This is a genomic window from Terribacillus halophilus, assembly GCF_900162685.1.
GTDB lineage: Bacteria > Bacillota > Bacilli > Bacillales > Amphibacillaceae > Terribacillus > Terribacillus halophilus_A.
On sequence record NZ_LT727828.1, the window covers coordinates 1465545 to 1483206 of the forward strand.

Sequence of the window (17662 nt, forward strand, 5' to 3'; positions counted from 1 at the left end):
GGCAGGGCTTGCAGGAGATCATGTTTAACTAGTGTAACGGATCTTATGTGATAAGCCCCGTGATTGAATTTCTTTTTCTATTAAGTGAATAAACTCTTGGCTCAAGTGGAGTTCGTTGGCCTTGTGGTAAGATTCGATCAGCAATTCGTCAGACATATGTTCCATCTTGCATTCCTCCTGATGGGAGATCTTAATACCTTGCAGATCTTTCTATGCGTGGGTTGGGGAGTTGATAAGTTATTAATAATGTATCACGAAAAAAAAAGGCGGACAAGGCGATAGTTATCTACATTAAACTGTTCATAACCTGTAGATAAATTGTTCATAACTGTTAATAATGACTGTTTCTTGCAGTGGATAATGTGGACATAGTTATCCACAAAGCGAAGTATGTAGAGATTTGTCGAAAGATTTTACTTCTAAAATGAGGTCCGAAGACTATACAAAAGTCGAAATTAAGCGATTTGATGAAAGATTTTTTTGAAACCGTCGTAAAAATGCCTTATGATGGGTAAGTAACTGTTGAAGTGTACGAGAACGGAGGAATTCCACAAATGCTAAAGAAGTTCTTGCCGAACGAGCATGTGAAGAGCATATTTGACATAAAACCGGAGAAATTGAAAGCGCAGGGAATTAAAGGAATCATTACGGACCTGGACAACACACTGGTCGCTTGGGACGTAGCGGATGCTACACCAGAAGTAACAGAATGGTTCCGGGAAATGCGCGCGCATGATATTAAAATTACGATTATATCTAATAATAATGAACAACGGGTCAAACTCTTTTCTGAACCGCTTGATATCCCATTTGTTTACAGTGCCAGAAAACCGCTTGGACGAGCTTTCAAGCAGGCAGTAAAACAAATGAAGCTGGAGAAGAATGAAATAGTTATGATCGGTGATCAGCTCCTAACAGATGTGTTAGGCGGGAATTTAGCTGGTTTCTATACGATAGTTGTCGTACCGATCGTCAAAACGGACGGTAAGATTACAAAAATCAACCGGATGATTGAAAGACGGATACTAAATTACTTTAGAAGAAAAGGAAAGATAACGTGGGAGGAATAAATGTGGAAGAATTGATTTGCCAAGGCTGCGGCGCCCCAATTCAGACAGAGAATGCATCGCTGCCTGGGTATATCCCCGCATCAGCATTAGGGAAGAATGATGAAGTCATCTGTAAGCGCTGCTTCCGGCTAAAGCATTACAATGAAGTCCAGGATGTCGCAGTGACCGACGATGACTTCTTTACTTTGATTAGTGAAATTAGTAACAAAGACGGTCTCGTGGTGAAGCTCGTCGATATTTTTGATTTTAACGGAAGCTTCATCGGCAGTATCAAACGTCTAGTCGGAGACAAGCCAATCATCCTTGTTGGAAACAAAGTTGACTTGCTGCCAAAATCAACAAATCATGAGCGTGTCAAGCAATGGCTTCGCGGTGCTGCTAAGGAATATGGTATTCAAGTAGCGGATGTGCATTTGATCTCGGCGAAGCGCGGAATTGGAATGGGCGAACTTGAGGATAGCATTCAAGAATTGCGCAAAGGTGAGGATGTATTTGTAGTTGGAAGCACAAATGTGGGTAAATCGACATTTATAAATGCTTTGATCAAACATTCCACTGGCATTAATGATGCAATCACAACATCGTATTTCCCTGGCACAACGCTCGGGTTTATTGACATCCCGTTGGATGATTCCAGTTCCCTTTATGATACACCTGGAATTGTCAACAGACAGCAGATTGCACATTATGTGACAGACAAGGAATTGAAAACAGTTACACCGAATAAAGAGATTAAATCGCGTATCTTCCAATTAAATGAAAAGCAAACACTTTTCATCGGCGGACTAGCGCGCATTGATTTTGAATCTGGTGAAAGACAGCCATTTGTTTGCTATTTCTCCAATGCGCTTGATATTCATCGAACGAAACTGGAGAATGCGAATGACTTGTACGAACGGCAGAAAGGGGAATTGCTCGCGCCGCCTCATAAAGATCAGCTCGAGAACTTCCCGGCGTTCCAGAAAGCTTCATTCCGCATAAAAGAACAGAAAACAGATATCGTCATACCTGGACTCGGATGGATTACACTGACAGGGGAGCCTGCATCCATAACCGTGCATACACCGAAAGGCGTGCCAGCCACTGTACGCCGGTCGTTAATCTAAGGGGGGAATTGTTTATGAAGACGTTGAAGCTAGGCTTAATTGGCCATCCTGTAAAACATTCTTTATCACCATGGATTCATCACCAGTTTATGAAGCAAGCTGGTATAGAAGGAGAATATCATCTCTATTCAATTGAACCGGAAGTATTTGAAGAAAAGATTAGCAAATTACTGGAGAGCGGCATCAACGGCTTCAATATAACGGTTCCATATAAACAGCGTATCATTCCGTTTTTGGATGAACTTGATCCAGATGCTGAAAAAATTGGTGCGGTCAACACGGCTGTATACAAGAATGGTAAATGGATTGGGTATAATACCGATGGAGCAGGATATGTCCGTGCTTTAAAACAGGTGTTACCTGCTGACAACAGTATGTCTCGCGTGCTTGTGCTCGGAGCAGGTGGAGCTGCCAGAGGGATTTATCGGGCATTAGTGACGGAAGGCTTTCCATATGTGGATATCTCCAATCGTACGCGCGAGAAGGCTGAACAGCTGCTGCAATTACAAGAGCCTGAAACAGTCACAGGAATTCTTACATTCGCGGAAGCTGAAAAACAAATAAAGGATTATGACATCATCATTCAGACAACAAGTGTAGGTATGAGTCCAGGAGATAAGGAACAGATTGTTTCTTTATCTGGATTAAAACCTAATACCGTTGTAAGTGATATCGTATATAAGCCGATTGAGACGAAACTTCTTCAATCAGCGAAGGAGCAAGGAGCAGTAATCCATCATGGTCACAGCATGCTGCTGTATCAAGCGCAATACGCGTTTGAGATATGGTCTGGCAAGCAACTAATCATTGGAGACTTGCTTGATCGGCTGGAACAAAAAGTAACGGAGGCATAATATGTTAACAGGTAAGCAAAAGAGATTTCTACGTGCAGAGGCACATCATTTAAAACCGATCTTCCAAGTAGGAAAAATCGGCGTGAACGATAATATGATTGTTCAAATCAGTGAAGCATTGGAAAAGCGGGAACTAATTAAAGTGAGCCTGCTGCAAAATTGTATAGAAGATAAAGACGAGGTAGCGGAGGCAATTGCAGCGGGAACAGACGCGCACGTTGTTCAAATTATCGGCAGCACAATCGTCCTATATAAAGCATCTCGGGAGAATAAGCAAATCAAGCTGCCATAAAGGAGTACCTTATGAGAAAAGTCGGGTTATTGGGCGGCACATTTGATCCGCCGCATATAGGACATCTATTTATTGCACAAGAAGTCCAGCGCCGGCTAGGACTAGATGAAGTTTGGTTCATCCCAGCTTATGAAGCGCCTCATAAGGCAAAGTCCAATACCGATGCAGATCTGCGTTTGCAGATGGTTCAAGCTGCAATTAATGATAATCACCGGTTTCGCATGAATGCGATCGAGGTAGAACGTTTAGGTAAATCGTATACGTTTGATACAATAAAGCTATTACAGGAGAAGCATCCAAATACTGCATTTCACTTTATCATTGGTGCCGATTTGGTTGAAAGCCTGCACACATGGCATCATATTGATGAATTAGTCAACATGGTGACCTTCGCAGGTGTTGGCAGACCTGGCTATAAGTTGGAGACTGTCTACCCGGTTACCTATATCGAGATACCCCAACTTGAGATTTCTTCAAGTATGATTCGGTCTCGCATCGAACAAGGCGCCTCTGTGCGCTATCTGGTCCCAAATGCAGTGTTTGATATGATAAAGGAGCAAGAGCTGTATGCAGAGAGATAAAGCATTGGCAATCGTTGAAAAGCAATTAAAAAAACCCCGATATGAGCATACCATTCGCGTAATGGAGACGAGTATAAAGCTCGCGGAAAAGTATGGTGCAGATGTGAAGAAAGCAGAAATAGCGGCCATTTTTCATGACTATGCGAAATATCGTCCGCTTCAAGAGATGCAGCGTTGGATTGAAATAGAGCGGCTTCCGAAAGACTTATTAGATTACCACCACGAATTGTGGCATGGACCGGTAGGCGCATTAATGGTAGAACGGGAAGTTGGCATCAGTGATCCAGATGTACTGCATGCGATAACCGTGCACACAACTGGCTGTGCAGGGATGTCTGTATTAGATAAAGTTGTATTTTTGGCCGACTACATCGAACCTGGCCGCGCATTTCCTGGCGTAGATGAAGTGCGAAAGGTTAGTGAAGATGATTTAGACAAAGCGTGCTGGATGGCATCACGCAACACGATCAACATGCTCGTCTCGTTGCATCGGAAAGTGTACCCGGATACGTTCCACGCTTATAATGATTTATTAAATCCTAATGGAGGTAACGCTTAATGGAAAGTATTGATTTAGCACAAATAGCGGCAAATGCCGCAGACGCAGTAAGAGGGGAAGATGTAGTACTAATGGAGATGACAGAAGTCTCCCTCATTGCTGATTATTTCATGATTTGTCATGGTACGAGCGAAAGACAAGTTCAAGCGATTGCAAGACGTATTAAAGAGAAAGCCGAGGAAGCTGGCGTCGAAGTAAAACGGCTGGAAGGGTTGGAGCAGTCTCGATGGGTGCTTGTTGACCTTGGCGACGTGGTTTGTCACGTATTCCACGTTGATGAAAGAAGATATTATAATCTGGAACGCCTGTGGGGAGATGCACCGCAAGTGGAGCCAGTATTTTCTCAGGAAAGCTAATGGCAGCTTATGAACGGCTTGCTGCCGTCTATGAGCGGCTTATGCAAGATGCACCGTATGAAGAATGGCAGCAGTTTATGCAGAAAATATTTCAACGATACGCAAAGATTTCCATTAAAACGGTAGCAGATTTGGGCTGTGGTACGGGATATGTGACCAGGCAGCTTGCAGAATCAGGTTATCAGATGACAGGAATTGACCAATCTGAAAATATGCTTGCTTATGCTGCTAGCATGGACGACAAACAAGCTGTCCGTTGGGTGCAGCAGGATTTGCGTTCGTTGGAAAACATTCAGGCAGATGCGGCTATCAGTATGTTTGATGTGGTCAACTATATTACGTCACCAGAAGATGTACAAGCAGCTTTCGGACGGATTTGGGATATGCTTGCTCCAGGCGGAGTCTTTCTATTTGATGTACACACAATAAGACATATCGAAGAAGATTTGGCTGGGGAGTTGTTCGCAGAGGTACATGAGGATCTTGCCTATACATGGTTCTGTGAAGCAGGACAAGAACAAGGTGAAGTATTTCATGACCTCACTTTCTTTACGAAAGAACTCGAGTCAGAAAAGTATGACCGATTTGACGAATACCACCACCAGCGTACATATCTGCCAGATACGTATAAAAAGTGGCTTGAATCAGCAGGATTCCAGGTTTGCGGACTATTTGGTGACTTTGATATAGAAAAAACAGAGCAATTGGAGCAGGCGGATCGACTCTTTTTCGCTTGTTTGAAAAACCAGGAGGCATAATGCTGCAACCTGGTTTTTTTGTGCAGGAATAAAGGGGGATTTGTCGAAAGATTTATTTGTACGCCCCTTTTTTAATCGCAGCTTTCTCTTCGTAGTATTTCCGGTGCGTCGCTTGGAAGAGATGAGAGAACATATCACCTGTTTCCTTCTCTAATACTGCGATACCTTCTCCGGTAATACCGCCTTTCACGCAAACCTTCTTGATGAGTTCATCCAATGTATAGTGCCCCTTCCCTAGTAAAGTGCCGAGACCAATCAGCATTTCAGAAGTGAGCTGTGTTGCTTGTTCGCGAGAGATTTCCGTTTCTTCTGCTGCCCCTTCAATAAAGCGCTGTGCTAGATAGCTGAAGAACGCTGGCCCGCATGAAACAATATCGGAAGCAACACGTGTTATGTCTTCTGGGATATAAACAGGATCAGAATAACTGCTGAACAAATCAATAAGAGCAGCTTTATTCTTATTTGTCAGTGTTGACCCAAAAGTCAAGAGTGTTGTACCAGCTGCGGCGCGGTTTGTAATGCTTGGAATTGCTCGAGCTACTTGGGAGGGCAGGCGTGCTTCTAATTCTTCTACGGAAAAAGGGCTGGTAATAGAGACGATGACTTGATCCGAGCGTACAAGGGAGTAAAGCTCGGAACATACACCCGGCAAATGCGGCGGTCTTACGCAAACAAATAGAAAATCAGCATAATCGGCTATTGTGCTGAGTGTATCGGCTACTTGTATACCGGGATAGGATCTTTTTAACGCCACCGCTTTCTCTGTTGATTGATTCAGCACCATAATATCCTCTTCCCGAATAGCACTTGCAGTTACCCAGCTTTCAAGTAACATACCGCCCATATTTCCGGTTCCAATTATTCCCCATTTTGTCAATGTAACTCCTCCTCTGCAGTTTTGCTGTCTGCGCCCAATTACGCTGTTACCCAGTTTATGCTCGCTAGTAAAGTAATATGAGAGGAGATAGGAAATGCAAATCTTGAAACAATATAGCTGGCTCATTTTGTTGGTGGCCGTAGCAGCTGTGTTTTTATTCAGTCGAATTCCAAAGCAGGAGACAGAGACAGTGATGCAGCCAGTTGCACAAGCGGATGCGGAGCAAGCAACTGCTGCTGCACAGGAGGCGGAGCCTCCTCCAGCAGAAGCGGAAGAAGCGGCAGTGATGGTAGATATTAAAGGGGAAGTGAAAAATCCGGGTGTTTATGAACTGGCCCCAGGCAGCAGAGTAGAAAAAGCCATTAAAGCGGCAGGAGGACTGACCGAAAAGGCGGAACCGCGCAGCATTAATCTGGCACAAAAGGTAAAAGACGAGCAAATGATTTATGTGACAGCTATTGGCGAAGCTTCTTCAGCTGCTTCAATTCAGACTGCCGGCACAACTGATGCAAGCGAAAAAATCAATATCAATCAGGCAGATGCGAAGCAGTTGACGGAGATAAATGGTGTAGGAGAAGCAAGAGCACAAGCGATTATTTCTTATCGCGAGGAAAATGGACCATTTACTTCTATCGACCAATTGACGGAAGTATCAGGGATTGGGGAAAAATCGCTAGAGAAAATGAAAGAACAAGTAAGCCTGTAACGGTTAGTTGACGGATAGTGAGAGGGGATTGTACACTTATTCTAGAATAGAAAGGTGGCTAGCACCATGGAACGAATAGCATGGAATCAATACTTTATGGCGCAAAGTCATTTGCTCGCTTTACGCAGCACCTGCCAGCGGCTGATGGTCGGAGCGACCATCGTCCGCGATAAACGAATGATTGCCGGCGGCTACAATGGCAGCGTATCTGGCAGTAAACATTGCATAGATGAAGGTTGTTACGTAATTGACGGACACTGTGTACGTACTGTACACGCGGAAATGAACGCGCTTTTGCAATGTGCTAAATTCGGAGTGCCGACGGAAGGGGCAGAAATATATGTAACACACTTTCCTTGCCTCCAATGCTGTAAAGCACTAATCCAAGCTGGTATTAAAACGGTGTATTATGCAAGTGATTATAAAAACCATCCTTATGCGATTGCGTTGTTTGCAGAAGCGGGAGTTGATACGCAGCAAGTAGCATTAGAAGAGGTGGTAGTAGATACGCACCATCAGGAAACTCGTCATTTAATGGAGAAGGTTGTGGACAAGCTAAAACAATCTGGTGATCCGGAAAGCCAAGATCTTGCAGTTCAAACACAAAATCATTACCAGCTGCCTGATAAAGAGCACATATGACCGGAAAATGGCATATTGTTGCGTTAGCGGCCCTCGGTGGGCTGCTGGCGCATACATTGCATGCAGGAGTGTTGTTAGGCTTATTCAGTTGGCTGGCTCTGTTGTTACTTACCAAACGAATCCCAATCATTTTATTCCTATTCTCAACAACAGTTTGTCTGCTTTTTTTCTTCATTAGTACCCTCAATCAAAATTCTCCCCCTGTTTTTCCTCTTGATGAGCCACTGCAGCTCACTTCAACGATCTCCCATCTTTCCGAAACAGATAAACATATTTCATTTCGTGTGAAAACACCAACACAATCATCTTTTATTCAAGTAACGTATTTCAAGCAAGACGCGCTCGATCATTTACCTGGTTTAGCACCTGGTGCAACATGTGTGCTGCAGGGAACGCTAAGCGAGCCTGAACCTGCCACTAATCCAGGTGAATTCGATTATAAACACTACTTGCAGCAAAAGCAGATTTTTTATGAACTCGAATTAAAAGAAGTGCAAGATATTTCTTGTAAGGGCACAACTTTAGTTGCGTTCCCGTTAAAAATTCGCAGTGCATTCCTGGAAAAGGCAGATAAGATACTGGACAGTCATACTGCTGCTTGGGTGCAAGCAATGATTGCAGGAGAAGATAGCAACTTGGATGAGCAGACGGTTCAATTGTTTAATCGCTGGAGCTTATCTCATATTTTAGCGATTAGCGGCATGCATATTGCGTTATTTTCTGCAATTCTTTACTTTCTTCTGACAAAGCTTCAATTACTAACCCGGGAAAAAACGTACTGGTTCCTTTTCGGCTTTCTGGCCATCTATCCTATATTTGCTGGCGGGGAACCTTCTGTTTGGCGATCAGCGCTAATGGTCATGCTGATTATGCTGTTCAAAGTATTAGGAATTAAACTTCCGATTATAGATAGCATTAGTATTGTGTTTTTGCTTCTGCTCGTCTTCGATCCGAATTACCTCTTTCATGTAGGCTTTCAATTCAGTTTTCTCGTCAGCTTGGCATTGATTTTATCAGCAAGAATTTACACTGGATCCTTTGTCAGTGCGTTGCTGGAAACAAGCTTGTTAAGTCAGCTCGTTATTCTTCCACTCCAAGTTTCCCAATTCTTCTTTTTAAATCCACTGTCTGGTTTGCTAAACTTGTTTGCTATTCCTTTTTACACTTTCCTCGGGATTCCGCTTCTCTTACTTATCAGTGTCTTACTTTTTTTATTTCCAGTTGCGGCAAATAAACTTGGCTATGTATTTACATTACTCAATGAGTCAGTCATTCAATTGTTCCAGCTGGTGGATAAAATTGCTTTCTTTCCATGGGTCACAGGAAAACTCCCTATTGGCATTTCTTTACTTTATTTTGCAGCTCTGGTGCTATTTTGTTCTGCATGGGAAGCAGGTAGACGGAAAAGGGCAGTACACTATGGCGCTGTTCTTACGGCTATTCCGCTTGCAGCTGTGCTGTGGCCTTATGCAGATAATACAGGACATGTGACAATGCTTGATATTGGCCAAGGTGATGCATTTGTAGTGGAATTGCCGTACCGAAGAGGTGTTTACTTTATTGATGCTGCTGGCAGTGTAGGGATGGATTTTCAACCGACTGACAAAATCTTTGAACAAGTAATAAAGCCATATTTGTATCAAAGAGGGATTGCCAAAGTGGATGGTATTTTTGCCACTCATGCAGATCATGACCATACCGGCAGTATCGGAAAGCTGACAGAGGAATTCCATGTCGATTGGGTGCGAACTTCTCCCTATTTTGATAAGCGGCGCGTGCAGCAATGGAATCCGGATACAAAACTAGTCCCCTGGAAAGCTGGGGAGCTCTTGCAGCTCCCTGGCTGGGAAGTCCAGTTATTGGGTCCTGTAACAGATAAGTCAGAACCAAACAAAAATTCACTTGTCATGTACACAATGCTTGGAGGAAAAAGCTGGCTGTTTATGGGAGATGCAGGAAAGGAGGAAGAGGCGGAGATAATGGAGCGCTATCCCTCTTTGCGTGCAGATATTGTAAAAGTCGGCCACCACGGCAGCAATACATCAACTGATCCGGCATTTTTGCATCAGCTGGAGCCAGAAGAAGCCCTTATTTCTGCAGGTCGCAAGAACAGGTACGGTCACCCTGCTCCAGAGGTGGAGGAAGCTTTAAAAAATGAAAACATCCGCATCTGGCGTACTGATACGGATGGGGCAGTCGTCTACAGCTTCTCAGGTAAGACAGGCACATTTAGCCCGTATCTTCCATAAGATACGGTAGATATCATCGAGGCAAACAATCTTCCTCCATTGTTGTAACGGCATGTACTTACCTCCATTGACAAGAGTTGTCACCTATAAGGTGAACCTTATAGGGAGAAGCTAGAGGTAAGAAAAATACCGCTTCGTGTTACAGCCTCCGGAGCTGGTTAACAAGAGCGTTTATATAGATAGGAGGGGAGCAATAAACTTTGTTCTCCTCTGTTCCATCTTGCGTTAATCCCGATTTGCCGATACGATAAAGGGTAGGATTTACGTAGGAGTGAGAGCATGTCATATACTGACGCTTTAAAAGCAATCAAGAAAAAGGATTTTTCACCTATATACTTACTATATGGCACAGAATCTTATTTCATGCAGGATATAAAGGAAAAAATAGAGAAACAATTCGCCCTTTCTGACGGAACGAATGTATCTGTGTATGATTTAGAAGAAACACCAATCCAGGAAGTAATTGCGGATGCGGAAGAATATCCCTTTTTCAGTGATCACAAACTCATTGTGGCTCATCATCCATTCTTTCTAAAAGCTAAACCGGACAAGTCTGCTGTTGATCATCGTTTGGAAAGCCTGGAACAGTATGCCCAAACGCCGGCTGAATGGACAACGCTTGTAATGCTTGCACCATATGAAAAAGTGGATGAGCGGAAAAAAATTATCAAGACAATTAAAAAAAACGGACAAGCTGTCGCATGTATGCCGGTGAAAGAATGGGATCTATCAGATTGGATTGTAACGCTATGCAAGGATAACAATATCTTACTGGAGGATGCAGTTACCGATTTACTCATACAGGAATCAGGCAGTGATCTATCTATGCTTCGAAGTGAAATTGAAAAACTTGCATTATATGCGGGCGAAGGTGCGAAAGTTACTTTGGAAATGGCAGAGCCGCTCGTATCCCATCAGCAAACTAGCTCTGGTTTAAAGCTAGTGGATGCTTTAATGGCAGGCAACTTAGCAAAAGCTATCTATATTTATCATGATTTAATCAAGTTAAAAGAAGAGCCAATCGCTTTGATTGCGCTGTTAGCTTCACAATTCAGAACAATCTTGCATGTGAAGCTGCTCAAGCAAAAAGGATACAATCAGGCAAAAATGGCCGAAGTAATAAAAGGTCATCCATTTGTAATCAAACTGGCTTTAAAGCGGGAAGCGCATTTTACTGAAGATGAACTAAAACATATCTTGTTACGTGCTGCTGAAACGGATGCAGCATTAAAGCAAGGACGCATGGAGAAGAACTTAGCATTTGAACTGCTGCTCCAGCAGATTGCAGCAATACGGAAAAAAGCCCGGATGGTTTAAGCATCCGGGCTTTTTCCTATTAAAAAAACGATTCCAAGAAGGAATCGTTTCTCTTAGCTTATTATGCACCAATAGCGTTGACTCTTTTAGTCAAGCTAGACTTTTGACGGTTAGCTTTATTACGGTGGATTACGCCACCTTGAGCTGCTTTGTCAATTTTGCTGGAAGCAGTTAGAAGTGCTTTTTTAGCAGTTTCTGCATCGTTGTTGGAAACAGCTGTTTCCACGTGCTTCACTGCAGTACGCAAGTCACTTTTCAAAGCTTGGTTTCTTAGACGGCTATCGTTGTTTACACGAATGCGTTTAACCGCTGATTTAATATTTGCCATGTTTGTTTCACCTCCGGCACATTTCATCTTACAACAAAAGCCATTGTACCAAAGCATGGCGATGTTTTCAATAGTTGTTTCATTGTTGATGTCACTTTTCGTATGAATAGCAGCGAATCTGCTTATGCTAATGCTGACATTTGTAGAAATTGGAGGAATGACATTGATCAAACAGCTGCAAGTACGTACAGATTTAGCTATCGAGGCAAAGGATCTCTATTTGTCCAGTGAACAGAAACAAGGAACGGCAGCAGGTATCTCCGTTACAGAGAAAAAAACAGATGAAATAACCGTAAATTATGTGCAGGTAAATGAANTATATTACGATCTATACCGAAGGAGTAAAAAACCAAGATACGAAGCAGCAGCAGGAAACTGCACTCGTGCTGGCGAAAGAACTGGAACAGATGTTAAAAGAAAACAAGATTGCTCCCGACGCAACTGGTTTAATCGTCGGATTAGGAAATGGCAATGTGACTCCTGATGCACTTGGACCGGATGTTGTGGAAAAAATTATGGTAACCAATCATCTTTTCCGTCTGCAGCCGGAATCCGTAGCTGAGGGATATAGGCCCGTATCAGCTGTGTCGCCTGGTGTAATGGGTACGACGGGCATTGAGACAAGCACGCTCATTCACGGAATTATTGAAAAAACGAAACCTGATTTTGTCATAGCAGTCGATGCATTAGCGGCCCGCTCTGTCGAACGAGTTAACAGCACAATCCAACTTTCCGATACGGGAATTCATCCAGGTTCAGGTGTGGGAAACAAACGCAAAGAACTGAGTAAAGAAACGCTCGGCATTCCGGTTTTTAGTATCGGAGTCCCAACCGTAGTTGATGCAGTTACAATTACAAGCGATACAATTGATTATTTATTTAAGCACTTCGGGCGAGAGTGGAATGAGAAAGATAAGCCATCCAAGTCGTTAGTGCCAGCCGGGATGCGATTTGGCAAAAAGGAACTAACAGAAGAAGATATGCCTAGTGATGAGCAAAAACAAGCTATATTTGGTATGGTAGGCGGTCTCAATGAAGCAGAGAAGCGGCAGCTGATTCACGAAGTATTGACTCCGCTTGGGCATAACCTTATGGTGACGCCGAAAGAAGTAGACGGTTTTATTATTGACATGGCACACGTGATTGCTTCAGGTATTAACGGTGCTTTGCATGAAAAGGTTGATCCAACCAATACCTCTGATTATACGCGCTGATTTCTTTCAGAGGTTCTACTTGCAGCTTCTCTCTCATAGATTCTAGTAGAGTTCAGCTAGATTCGAAAAGAGAGGAGCTTCTTTTGTGGGAAAAAAGAAGAACGGCTATCAGCGCAAACGTACGGGTGTGCTGTTCATTTATAAACGTACCTTAATTCTTATTTGTTCCGTTTTGTTTTTGCTGACTGGGATAGCAGCAATGACATCCGCCGGTCCGGCTTATCGACTGTCCTCTCAGGCGCTCACAGAATGGACAAGACAGATGGACAGCAGTATTTATCTGCATCTGCTCAGCAATGAAAATAAAGTATTTCAAAGTATGCAAACAGAGGAAACTCCTTCTATCCAACTAGCAGATCTTTTGCTTCAGATGATGACTACGATAAAGCCAGATGATCCGCGAACACTGCTGGGGTCTGAAATTCCAGGCTTCTCTCTCTATGAGAACCAAATTGTTATTGCAGGTGAAGGAACAAACTATACAAACCTTCCGATAGAATCCGGCCAGCCGGATCATGTTATAGAAGAAGAACCTCCTACCGATACAAAGGAGGAAAAGGAACCAGAAGAGGAGAAAGAGACAAAACCGGAAGAAAAGGCACCTTCTACAGGTGACAAAGATGTCGTTTTCATCTACTATACGCACAATCATGAATCTTATCTGCCATCATTAGACGCCAAGCAGCAAGAAACAGCTTATAACAAAAATGCTAATGTAACCGACGCTGGTGAAGCAATGGCGAAACGGCTGGAAGAACTCGGTATTGGTACGGTTGCCGACCAGACGGATATAGGCGCTATTCTCAATGAAAAAGGTATGGCATATCACCAATCATACGAGGCGTCGCGTCCTGTTGTCGAAGCAGCTGTTTCAGAGAATAAAGATCTTGCTTTTGTTTTTGATATCCATCGGGATAGCTTGAAACGGAAAGATACGACCAAGGAAATTAACGGAGATATGTATGCCAAAGTAGTATTTGTAGTTGGTGCGGAAAACAAAGACTATGAAAAGAACTTGAAACTGGCGACAGATCTGCACGAAAAAATTGAAGCCGAATATCCCGGGTTGAGTCGCGGCGTTATTACAAAACAGGGCGCGGGCGTTGATGGAGTGTATAACCAGGATGTATCTGATAAAGCTGCACTTTTGGAAATCGGAGGAGCTGGCAATACTGTAAAAGAAGCAACTAGAACGGCAGAGCTGTTTGCGGAGATATTTGCAGATTATTACTGGGATGCTGAAAAAGTACAAGGAGGGCAAGCGCAATGAAGTATATTGTAACGATCCTTACGATGCTGACGCTGTTTTTTGGCGGTATTTTGATTGGTATAGAAAAAGAGGACGTCCAGCAAGCTGAGCTGCCAGCCAGCCAGCAAAGCGAGCAGCTGACCGCTTCTGCGTCCATTGGCATTCCCGAGAGTGAGCTATCAAATGAAGCGCAAATTAATGAAAAGACAGCACCTATTTCGGATGAAGACACAGATAGTTCTATTATCCAGCAGCTGGCTAGCGGCCTTGGAAGTGTGTTCACTGGTATCTGTTCTGTTATCATTACAGTGATTGAACAGCTCTCTATCGCCTTGTTTGGCTAAAGCAAAAGCGCGTAAAAACATTGAATAAACAAGGTGCAATTGCTATAATCAATGCTAGTTATTGTTACGGTTGCCTCTTAGCAGGCAGCTTCGGACAATTTAGGAGTGATTTTGATTGGTAGAGAAGAACAGACGAAATCAGCAGCATGTGCGTAATTTCTCGATCATTGCCCACATCGATCACGGGAAGTCTACATTGGCTGACCGTATTCTGGAGAAAACAAAAGCATTAACTGCGCGTGAAATGAAAGCACAGTACTTGGATGGAATGGATTTGGAAAGAGAACGTGGCATTACGATTAAATTGAATGCCGTTCAGCTGGAGTATGAACGTGAAAACGGCGAAACTTATATATTCCACTTGATAGATACACCGGGACATGTCGATTTTACATATGAGGTTTCTCGGAGCTTGGCAGCCTGTGAGGGTGCCATTCTGGTAGTGGATGCGGCTCAAGGTATTGAAGCCCAGACCTTAGCCAACGTCTATTTGGCGATGGACAATGACTTAGAGATTATTCCGGTTATTAACAAGATTGATTTGCCGAGTGCCGATCCAGATCGTGTGAAACAGGAAATTGAAGATGTTATCGGTATTGATGCAAGTGATGCCATTTTGGCATCAGCAAAAGCTGGTATCGGAATTGAAGAGATTCTGGAGGCGATTGTGGATCGAATTCCGCCGCCGCAAGGAAATGATGAAGAACCGCTAAAGGCGTTAATCTTTGACTCTTTATACGACTCTTACCGAGGTGTTGTGGCGTATACGTGTATCAAAGAAGGTTCTGTAAAAGTCGGAGACAAAATTAAGATGATGGCGACCGGTAAGGAATTTGAAGTCAACGAAGTCGGCGTCTTCAACCCAGTACCTATTAAGAAGGACGAGCTCGTAGTTGGTGATGTTGGCTACTTAACGGCTTCCATCAAAAATGTCGGTGACTCACGCGTGGGTGATACGATTACGCTTGCTAATAACCCAGCTACCGAAGCGTTGCCTGGCTATAGAAGATTGAACCCAATGGTGTATTGTGGATTGTTCCCGGTTGATGCGAGCAATTACAATGACTTGCGAGAAGCACTTGAACGATTGGAATTGAATGATAGTTCGCTTCAATATGAGGCAGAAACATCTCAAGCGCTTGGCTTTGGCTTCCGCTGCGGATTCCTTGGGCTTTTGCATATGGAAATCATTCAAGAACGAATTGAACGTGAATTCAATATTGATCTGATTACTACAGCTCCAAGTGTTATTTATAACGTTGTTATGACTGACGGCAGTGAGTTGCGTGTTGACAACCCAGCAGATATGCCGGATGCGCAATCTCGTACGGAAGTACAAGAACCGTACGTGAAAGCAACAATTATGGTGCCGAATGATTATGTTGGTACTGTGATGGAACTATGTCAGAAAAAACGCGGTGATTTCCAAGACATGCAATACTTGGATGATGTTCGGGTGAACGTTGTCTATGAGATTCCGCTTTCAGAGATTGTCTATGACTTCTTTGATCAATTGAAGTCCCAGACAAAAGGCTATGCCAGCTTTGATTATGAACTGATTGGTTACAAAGCATCAGAGCTCCAAAAAATGGATATTCTTCTTAATGGTGATACCATTGATGCACTATCTTTTATCGTGCACAGAGACTTTTCCTTTGAACGCGGTAAATCCATTGTAGAGAAACTAAAGGCGCTTATACCTCGTCAGCAGTTTGAGGTGCCGGTGCAAGCGGCAATCGGGAACAAGATTGTGGCACGATCAAATATTAAAGCAATACGTAAGAACGTTCTTTCCAAATGTTACGGCGGGGATATCTCACGTAAACGTAAATTGCTTGAGAAGCAAAAAGAAGGTAAGAAGCGGATGAAGATGGTTGGTTCTGTAGAAGTTCCACAGGAAGCATTTATGGCCATTCTTCAAATGGATGATGAATAATAGAAAACAGACAACCCTTGTCCTTCATGACAAGGGTTTGTCATTGCGGAAGGAGGCATCATGATGGACGAAGTAAAATCCGCTTATATCCATATCCCGTTTTGTGAACAGCTTTGTCATTATTGTGATTTTACAAAGTTTTTCTACCGGGAAGACAGTGCAGACGATTATGTAGAAGCATTGCGGAAAGAAATCCAGCATTATGTTCCAAATAGAAAGCAAATGAATACTATTTTTGTCGGCGGCGGTACGCCTACGGCTTTAAATATGCGGCAGCTTGAACATGTGCTGAAGAGTGTCGATCAGGCATTTGATGTACATGCAGCGAAAGAATATACGTTTGAAGCCAACCCTGGTGATCTCACAAAGGAAAAAGCCGACCTGCTGAGAGCCTACGGCGTAGACCGGATTTCTCTTGGTGTGCAGGTTTTCGATGATAAACTTTTGGAAGCAATCGGCAGGCTGCACCGGGTAAAACACGTTTATGAGAGTCTTGATTTGCTAAAGCAAGCTGGTTTTGACAATATTAGTATTGATCTGATTTATGCCTTGCCGGGGCAGACATTGGAGCAGTTTGGGCATACTGTGGAAGAGGCGCTGCAGTTTGATCTTCCGCATTATTCTTCTTATTCACTGCAAATTGAGCCGAAGACGGTCTTTTATCAGCGTTATAAAAAGGGTACGTTGAAGAAAGCGCCAGAAGAATTAGAAGCAGAGATGTACAATCTGCTGCGTGATGAAATGAAAGCGCACGGCCGCCAGCAATACGAAGTAAGCAACTTCGCAGTTCCTGGTAAAGAGAGCCAGCATAATCTTGCTTACTGGAACAATGACTTTTATTATGGTCTTGGCGCTGGTGCGCACGGTTATTTGCCGGAACGCCGTATCATTAATATTCGTCCGCTTCCTGCTTATTTAAAGCAAGCAAACGAAAACGGTGTACCTGTACTCCATGAAGATCCTATTGGCCGGAAAGAACGAATTGAAGAAGAACTGTTCCTCGGACTGCGCAAAAAATCTGGAGTTAGTAAAGAAGCATTTCTTCATAAGTACGGTATTGCACTTACAGATGTCTACCGCGAGGCGTTGGATCGGCTTATTGCGAAGGGCTGGCTCATTGAAGATGATATGCATGTTGCAATGACGGAGGACGGTTTCTTGTTCGGAAATGACGTCTTTCAAGAGTTTCTTTTAGAGGAAGAACCGGCAAGCGTTTCGAATTGA

The 17662-nt window shown here is 43.4% G+C and carries 19 protein-coding genes and 1 pseudogene; 17 read left to right on the forward strand and 3 right to left on the reverse strand.

Translation table 11 applies throughout. The annotated features are described in order from the left end of the window. Positions 1-24: 24 nt before the first annotated feature. Positions 25-165 carry a sporulation histidine kinase inhibitor Sda gene (locus B1K52_RS11940; protein WP_077308525.1) on the reverse strand — a complete coding sequence of 47 codons (141 nt, stop codon included), beginning with the start codon at positions 163-165 and terminating at the stop codon, positions 25-27. A 389-nt stretch (positions 166-554) separates the two neighbouring features. On the opposite strand from B1K52_RS11940, the gene B1K52_RS11945 reads away from it, so the two are divergent. The 8 genes from B1K52_RS11945 to B1K52_RS11980 are packed head-to-tail and all read left to right on the forward strand — an operon-like array spanning position 555 to position 5576. Beyond that, positions 555-1070 carry a YqeG family HAD IIIA-type phosphatase gene (locus B1K52_RS11945; RefSeq protein WP_077308527.1) on the forward strand — a complete coding sequence of 172 codons (516 nt, stop codon included), beginning with the start codon at positions 555-557 and terminating at the stop codon, positions 1068-1070. A gap of 2 nt (positions 1071-1072) precedes the next feature. After that, positions 1073-2176, forward strand: coding sequence for a ribosome biogenesis GTPase YqeH (gene yqeH / locus B1K52_RS11950; RefSeq protein WP_077308529.1), 1104 nt, complete (start codon positions 1073-1075; stop codon positions 2174-2176). Between the two features lie 14 nt (positions 2177-2190). After that, the gene (gene aroE / locus B1K52_RS11955; protein ID WP_077308531.1) at positions 2191-3030 is read left to right on the forward strand and encodes a shikimate dehydrogenase; all 840 of its coding nucleotides are present in this window, start codon (positions 2191-2193) and stop codon (positions 3028-3030) included. 1 nt (position 3031) lies between these two features. Next, positions 3032-3322: a ribosome assembly RNA-binding protein YhbY gene (yhbY, locus tag B1K52_RS11960; RefSeq protein WP_077308533.1), complete on the forward strand. Its 291-nt coding sequence runs from the start codon at positions 3032-3034 to the stop codon at positions 3320-3322. 11 nt (positions 3323-3333) lie between these two features. After that, the gene (locus B1K52_RS11965; protein ID WP_077308535.1) at positions 3334-3903 is read left to right on the forward strand and encodes a nicotinate-nucleotide adenylyltransferase; all 570 of its coding nucleotides are present in this window, start codon (positions 3334-3336) and stop codon (positions 3901-3903) included. After that, on the forward strand, positions 3890-4462 hold the full coding sequence (yqeK, locus tag B1K52_RS11970) for a bis(5'-nucleosyl)-tetraphosphatase (symmetrical) YqeK (protein ID WP_077308537.1): 573 nt from the start codon (positions 3890-3892) through the stop codon (positions 4460-4462). The genes B1K52_RS11965 and yqeK overlap by 14 nt, the downstream gene beginning before the upstream one ends. After that, a complete protein-coding gene (gene rsfS / locus B1K52_RS11975) occupies positions 4462-4818 on the forward strand; it encodes a ribosome silencing factor (RefSeq protein ID WP_077308539.1) in 357 nt (118 codons plus the stop codon). Before yqeK ends, rsfS begins: the two co-directional genes overlap by 1 nt. Beyond that, the gene (locus tag B1K52_RS11980; protein ID WP_077308541.1) at positions 4818-5576 is read left to right on the forward strand and encodes a class I SAM-dependent DNA methyltransferase; all 759 of its coding nucleotides are present in this window, start codon (positions 4818-4820) and stop codon (positions 5574-5576) included. The genes rsfS and B1K52_RS11980 overlap by 1 nt, the downstream gene beginning before the upstream one ends. Positions 5577-5628: 52 nt before the next feature. On the opposite strand, the gene comER is transcribed toward B1K52_RS11980, so the two are convergent. Then, the gene (gene comER, locus B1K52_RS11985; protein WP_256855901.1) at positions 5629-6453 is read right to left on the reverse strand and encodes a late competence protein ComER; all 825 of its coding nucleotides are present in this window, start codon (positions 6451-6453) and stop codon (positions 5629-5631) included. 94 nt (positions 6454-6547) lie between these two features. On the opposite strand from comER, the gene B1K52_RS11990 reads away from it, so the two are divergent. The 4 genes from B1K52_RS11990 (at position 6548) to holA (ending at position 11367) form a co-directional block, all read left to right on the forward strand. Beyond that, positions 6548-7159, forward strand: coding sequence for a ComEA family DNA-binding protein (locus B1K52_RS11990; RefSeq protein ID WP_077308545.1), 612 nt, complete (start codon positions 6548-6550; stop codon positions 7157-7159). A gap of 66 nt (positions 7160-7225) precedes the next feature. Continuing rightward, positions 7226-7801: a ComE operon protein 2 gene (locus B1K52_RS11995; protein WP_077308547.1), complete on the forward strand. Its 576-nt coding sequence runs from the start codon at positions 7226-7228 to the stop codon at positions 7799-7801. After that, positions 7798-10050 carry a DNA internalization-related competence protein ComEC/Rec2 gene (locus tag B1K52_RS12000; RefSeq protein WP_077308549.1) on the forward strand — a complete coding sequence of 751 codons (2253 nt, stop codon included), beginning with the start codon at positions 7798-7800 and terminating at the stop codon, positions 10048-10050. The genes B1K52_RS11995 and B1K52_RS12000 overlap by 4 nt, the downstream gene beginning before the upstream one ends. Positions 10051-10329: 279 nt before the next feature. Further along, entirely contained in the window at positions 10330-11367 is a 1038-nt protein-coding gene (holA, locus tag B1K52_RS12005; RefSeq protein ID WP_077308551.1) for a DNA polymerase III subunit delta, read from the forward strand. A gap of 61 nt (positions 11368-11428) precedes the next feature. Here the strand turns inward: holA and rpsT are convergent, their stop codons facing one another. Then, positions 11429-11695, reverse strand: coding sequence for a 30S ribosomal protein S20 (gene rpsT, locus B1K52_RS12010; RefSeq protein WP_077308553.1), 267 nt, complete (start codon positions 11693-11695; stop codon positions 11429-11431). Positions 11696-11852: 157 nt separating this feature from the next. Between rpsT and gpr the strand changes: the two are divergent. The 5 genes and pseudogenes from gpr (at position 11853) to hemW (ending at position 17662) form a co-directional block, all read left to right on the forward strand. Then, positions 11853-12909: pseudogene (gene gpr, locus B1K52_RS12015) on the forward strand (GPR endopeptidase). An 85-nt stretch (positions 12910-12994) separates the two neighbouring features. After that, a complete protein-coding gene (gene spoIIP / locus B1K52_RS12020; RefSeq protein ID WP_256855902.1) occupies positions 12995-14179 on the forward strand; it encodes a stage II sporulation protein P in 1185 nt (394 codons plus the stop codon). Continuing rightward, positions 14176-14502, forward strand: a complete 327-nt coding sequence (locus B1K52_RS12025) for a hypothetical protein (protein ID WP_077308555.1) — start codon at positions 14176-14178, stop codon at positions 14500-14502. The genes spoIIP and B1K52_RS12025 overlap by 4 nt, the downstream gene beginning before the upstream one ends. Before the next feature lie 115 nt (positions 14503-14617). After that, on the forward strand, positions 14618-16438 hold the full coding sequence (gene lepA / locus B1K52_RS12030; RefSeq protein ID WP_077308557.1) for a translation elongation factor 4: 1821 nt from the start codon (positions 14618-14620) through the stop codon (positions 16436-16438). Between the two features lie 63 nt (positions 16439-16501). After that, on the forward strand, positions 16502-17662 hold the full coding sequence (gene hemW / locus B1K52_RS12035; RefSeq protein WP_077308559.1) for a radical SAM family heme chaperone HemW: 1161 nt from the start codon (positions 16502-16504) through the stop codon (positions 17660-17662).

What these genes read in the sequence shown, in the direction of transcription:
- aroE (WP_077308531.1), top strand. Translation starts at nt 2,191, where the DNA reads ATGAAGACGTTGAAGCTAGGCTTAATTGGCCATCCTGTAAAACATTCT.
- B1K52_RS12025 (WP_077308555.1), top strand. Translation starts at nt 14,176, where the DNA reads ATGAAGTATATTGTAACGATCCTTACGATGCTGACGCTGTTTTTTGGC.
- B1K52_RS11940 (WP_077308525.1), bottom strand. Translation starts at nt 165, where the DNA reads ATGGAACATATGTCTGACGAATTGCTGATCGAATCTTACCACAAGGCC.
- rsfS (WP_077308539.1), top strand. Translation starts at nt 4,462, where the DNA reads ATGGAAAGTATTGATTTAGCACAAATAGCGGCAAATGCCGCAGACGCA.
- hemW (WP_077308559.1), top strand. Translation starts at nt 16,502, where the DNA reads ATGGACGAAGTAAAATCCGCTTATATCCATATCCCGTTTTGTGAACAG.
- yqeK (WP_077308537.1), top strand. Translation starts at nt 3,890, where the DNA reads ATGCAGAGAGATAAAGCATTGGCAATCGTTGAAAAGCAATTAAAAAAA.
- B1K52_RS11980 (WP_077308541.1), top strand. Translation starts at nt 4,818, where the DNA reads ATGGCAGCTTATGAACGGCTTGCTGCCGTCTATGAGCGGCTTATGCAA.
- yhbY (WP_077308533.1), top strand. Translation starts at nt 3,032, where the DNA reads ATGTTAACAGGTAAGCAAAAGAGATTTCTACGTGCAGAGGCACATCAT.
- B1K52_RS11990 (WP_077308545.1), top strand. Translation starts at nt 6,548, where the DNA reads ATGCAAATCTTGAAACAATATAGCTGGCTCATTTTGTTGGTGGCCGTA.
- holA (WP_077308551.1), top strand. Translation starts at nt 10,330, where the DNA reads ATGTCATATACTGACGCTTTAAAAGCAATCAAGAAAAAGGATTTTTCA.
- B1K52_RS11945 (WP_077308527.1), top strand. Translation starts at nt 555, where the DNA reads ATGCTAAAGAAGTTCTTGCCGAACGAGCATGTGAAGAGCATATTTGAC.
- rpsT (WP_077308553.1), bottom strand. Translation starts at nt 11,695, where the DNA reads ATGGCAAATATTAAATCAGCGGTTAAACGCATTCGTGTAAACAACGAT.
- B1K52_RS11965 (WP_077308535.1), top strand. Translation starts at nt 3,334, where the DNA reads ATGAGAAAAGTCGGGTTATTGGGCGGCACATTTGATCCGCCGCATATA.
- B1K52_RS12000 (WP_077308549.1), top strand. Translation starts at nt 7,798, where the DNA reads ATGACCGGAAAATGGCATATTGTTGCGTTAGCGGCCCTCGGTGGGCTG.
- B1K52_RS11995 (WP_077308547.1), top strand. Translation starts at nt 7,226, where the DNA reads ATGGAACGAATAGCATGGAATCAATACTTTATGGCGCAAAGTCATTTG.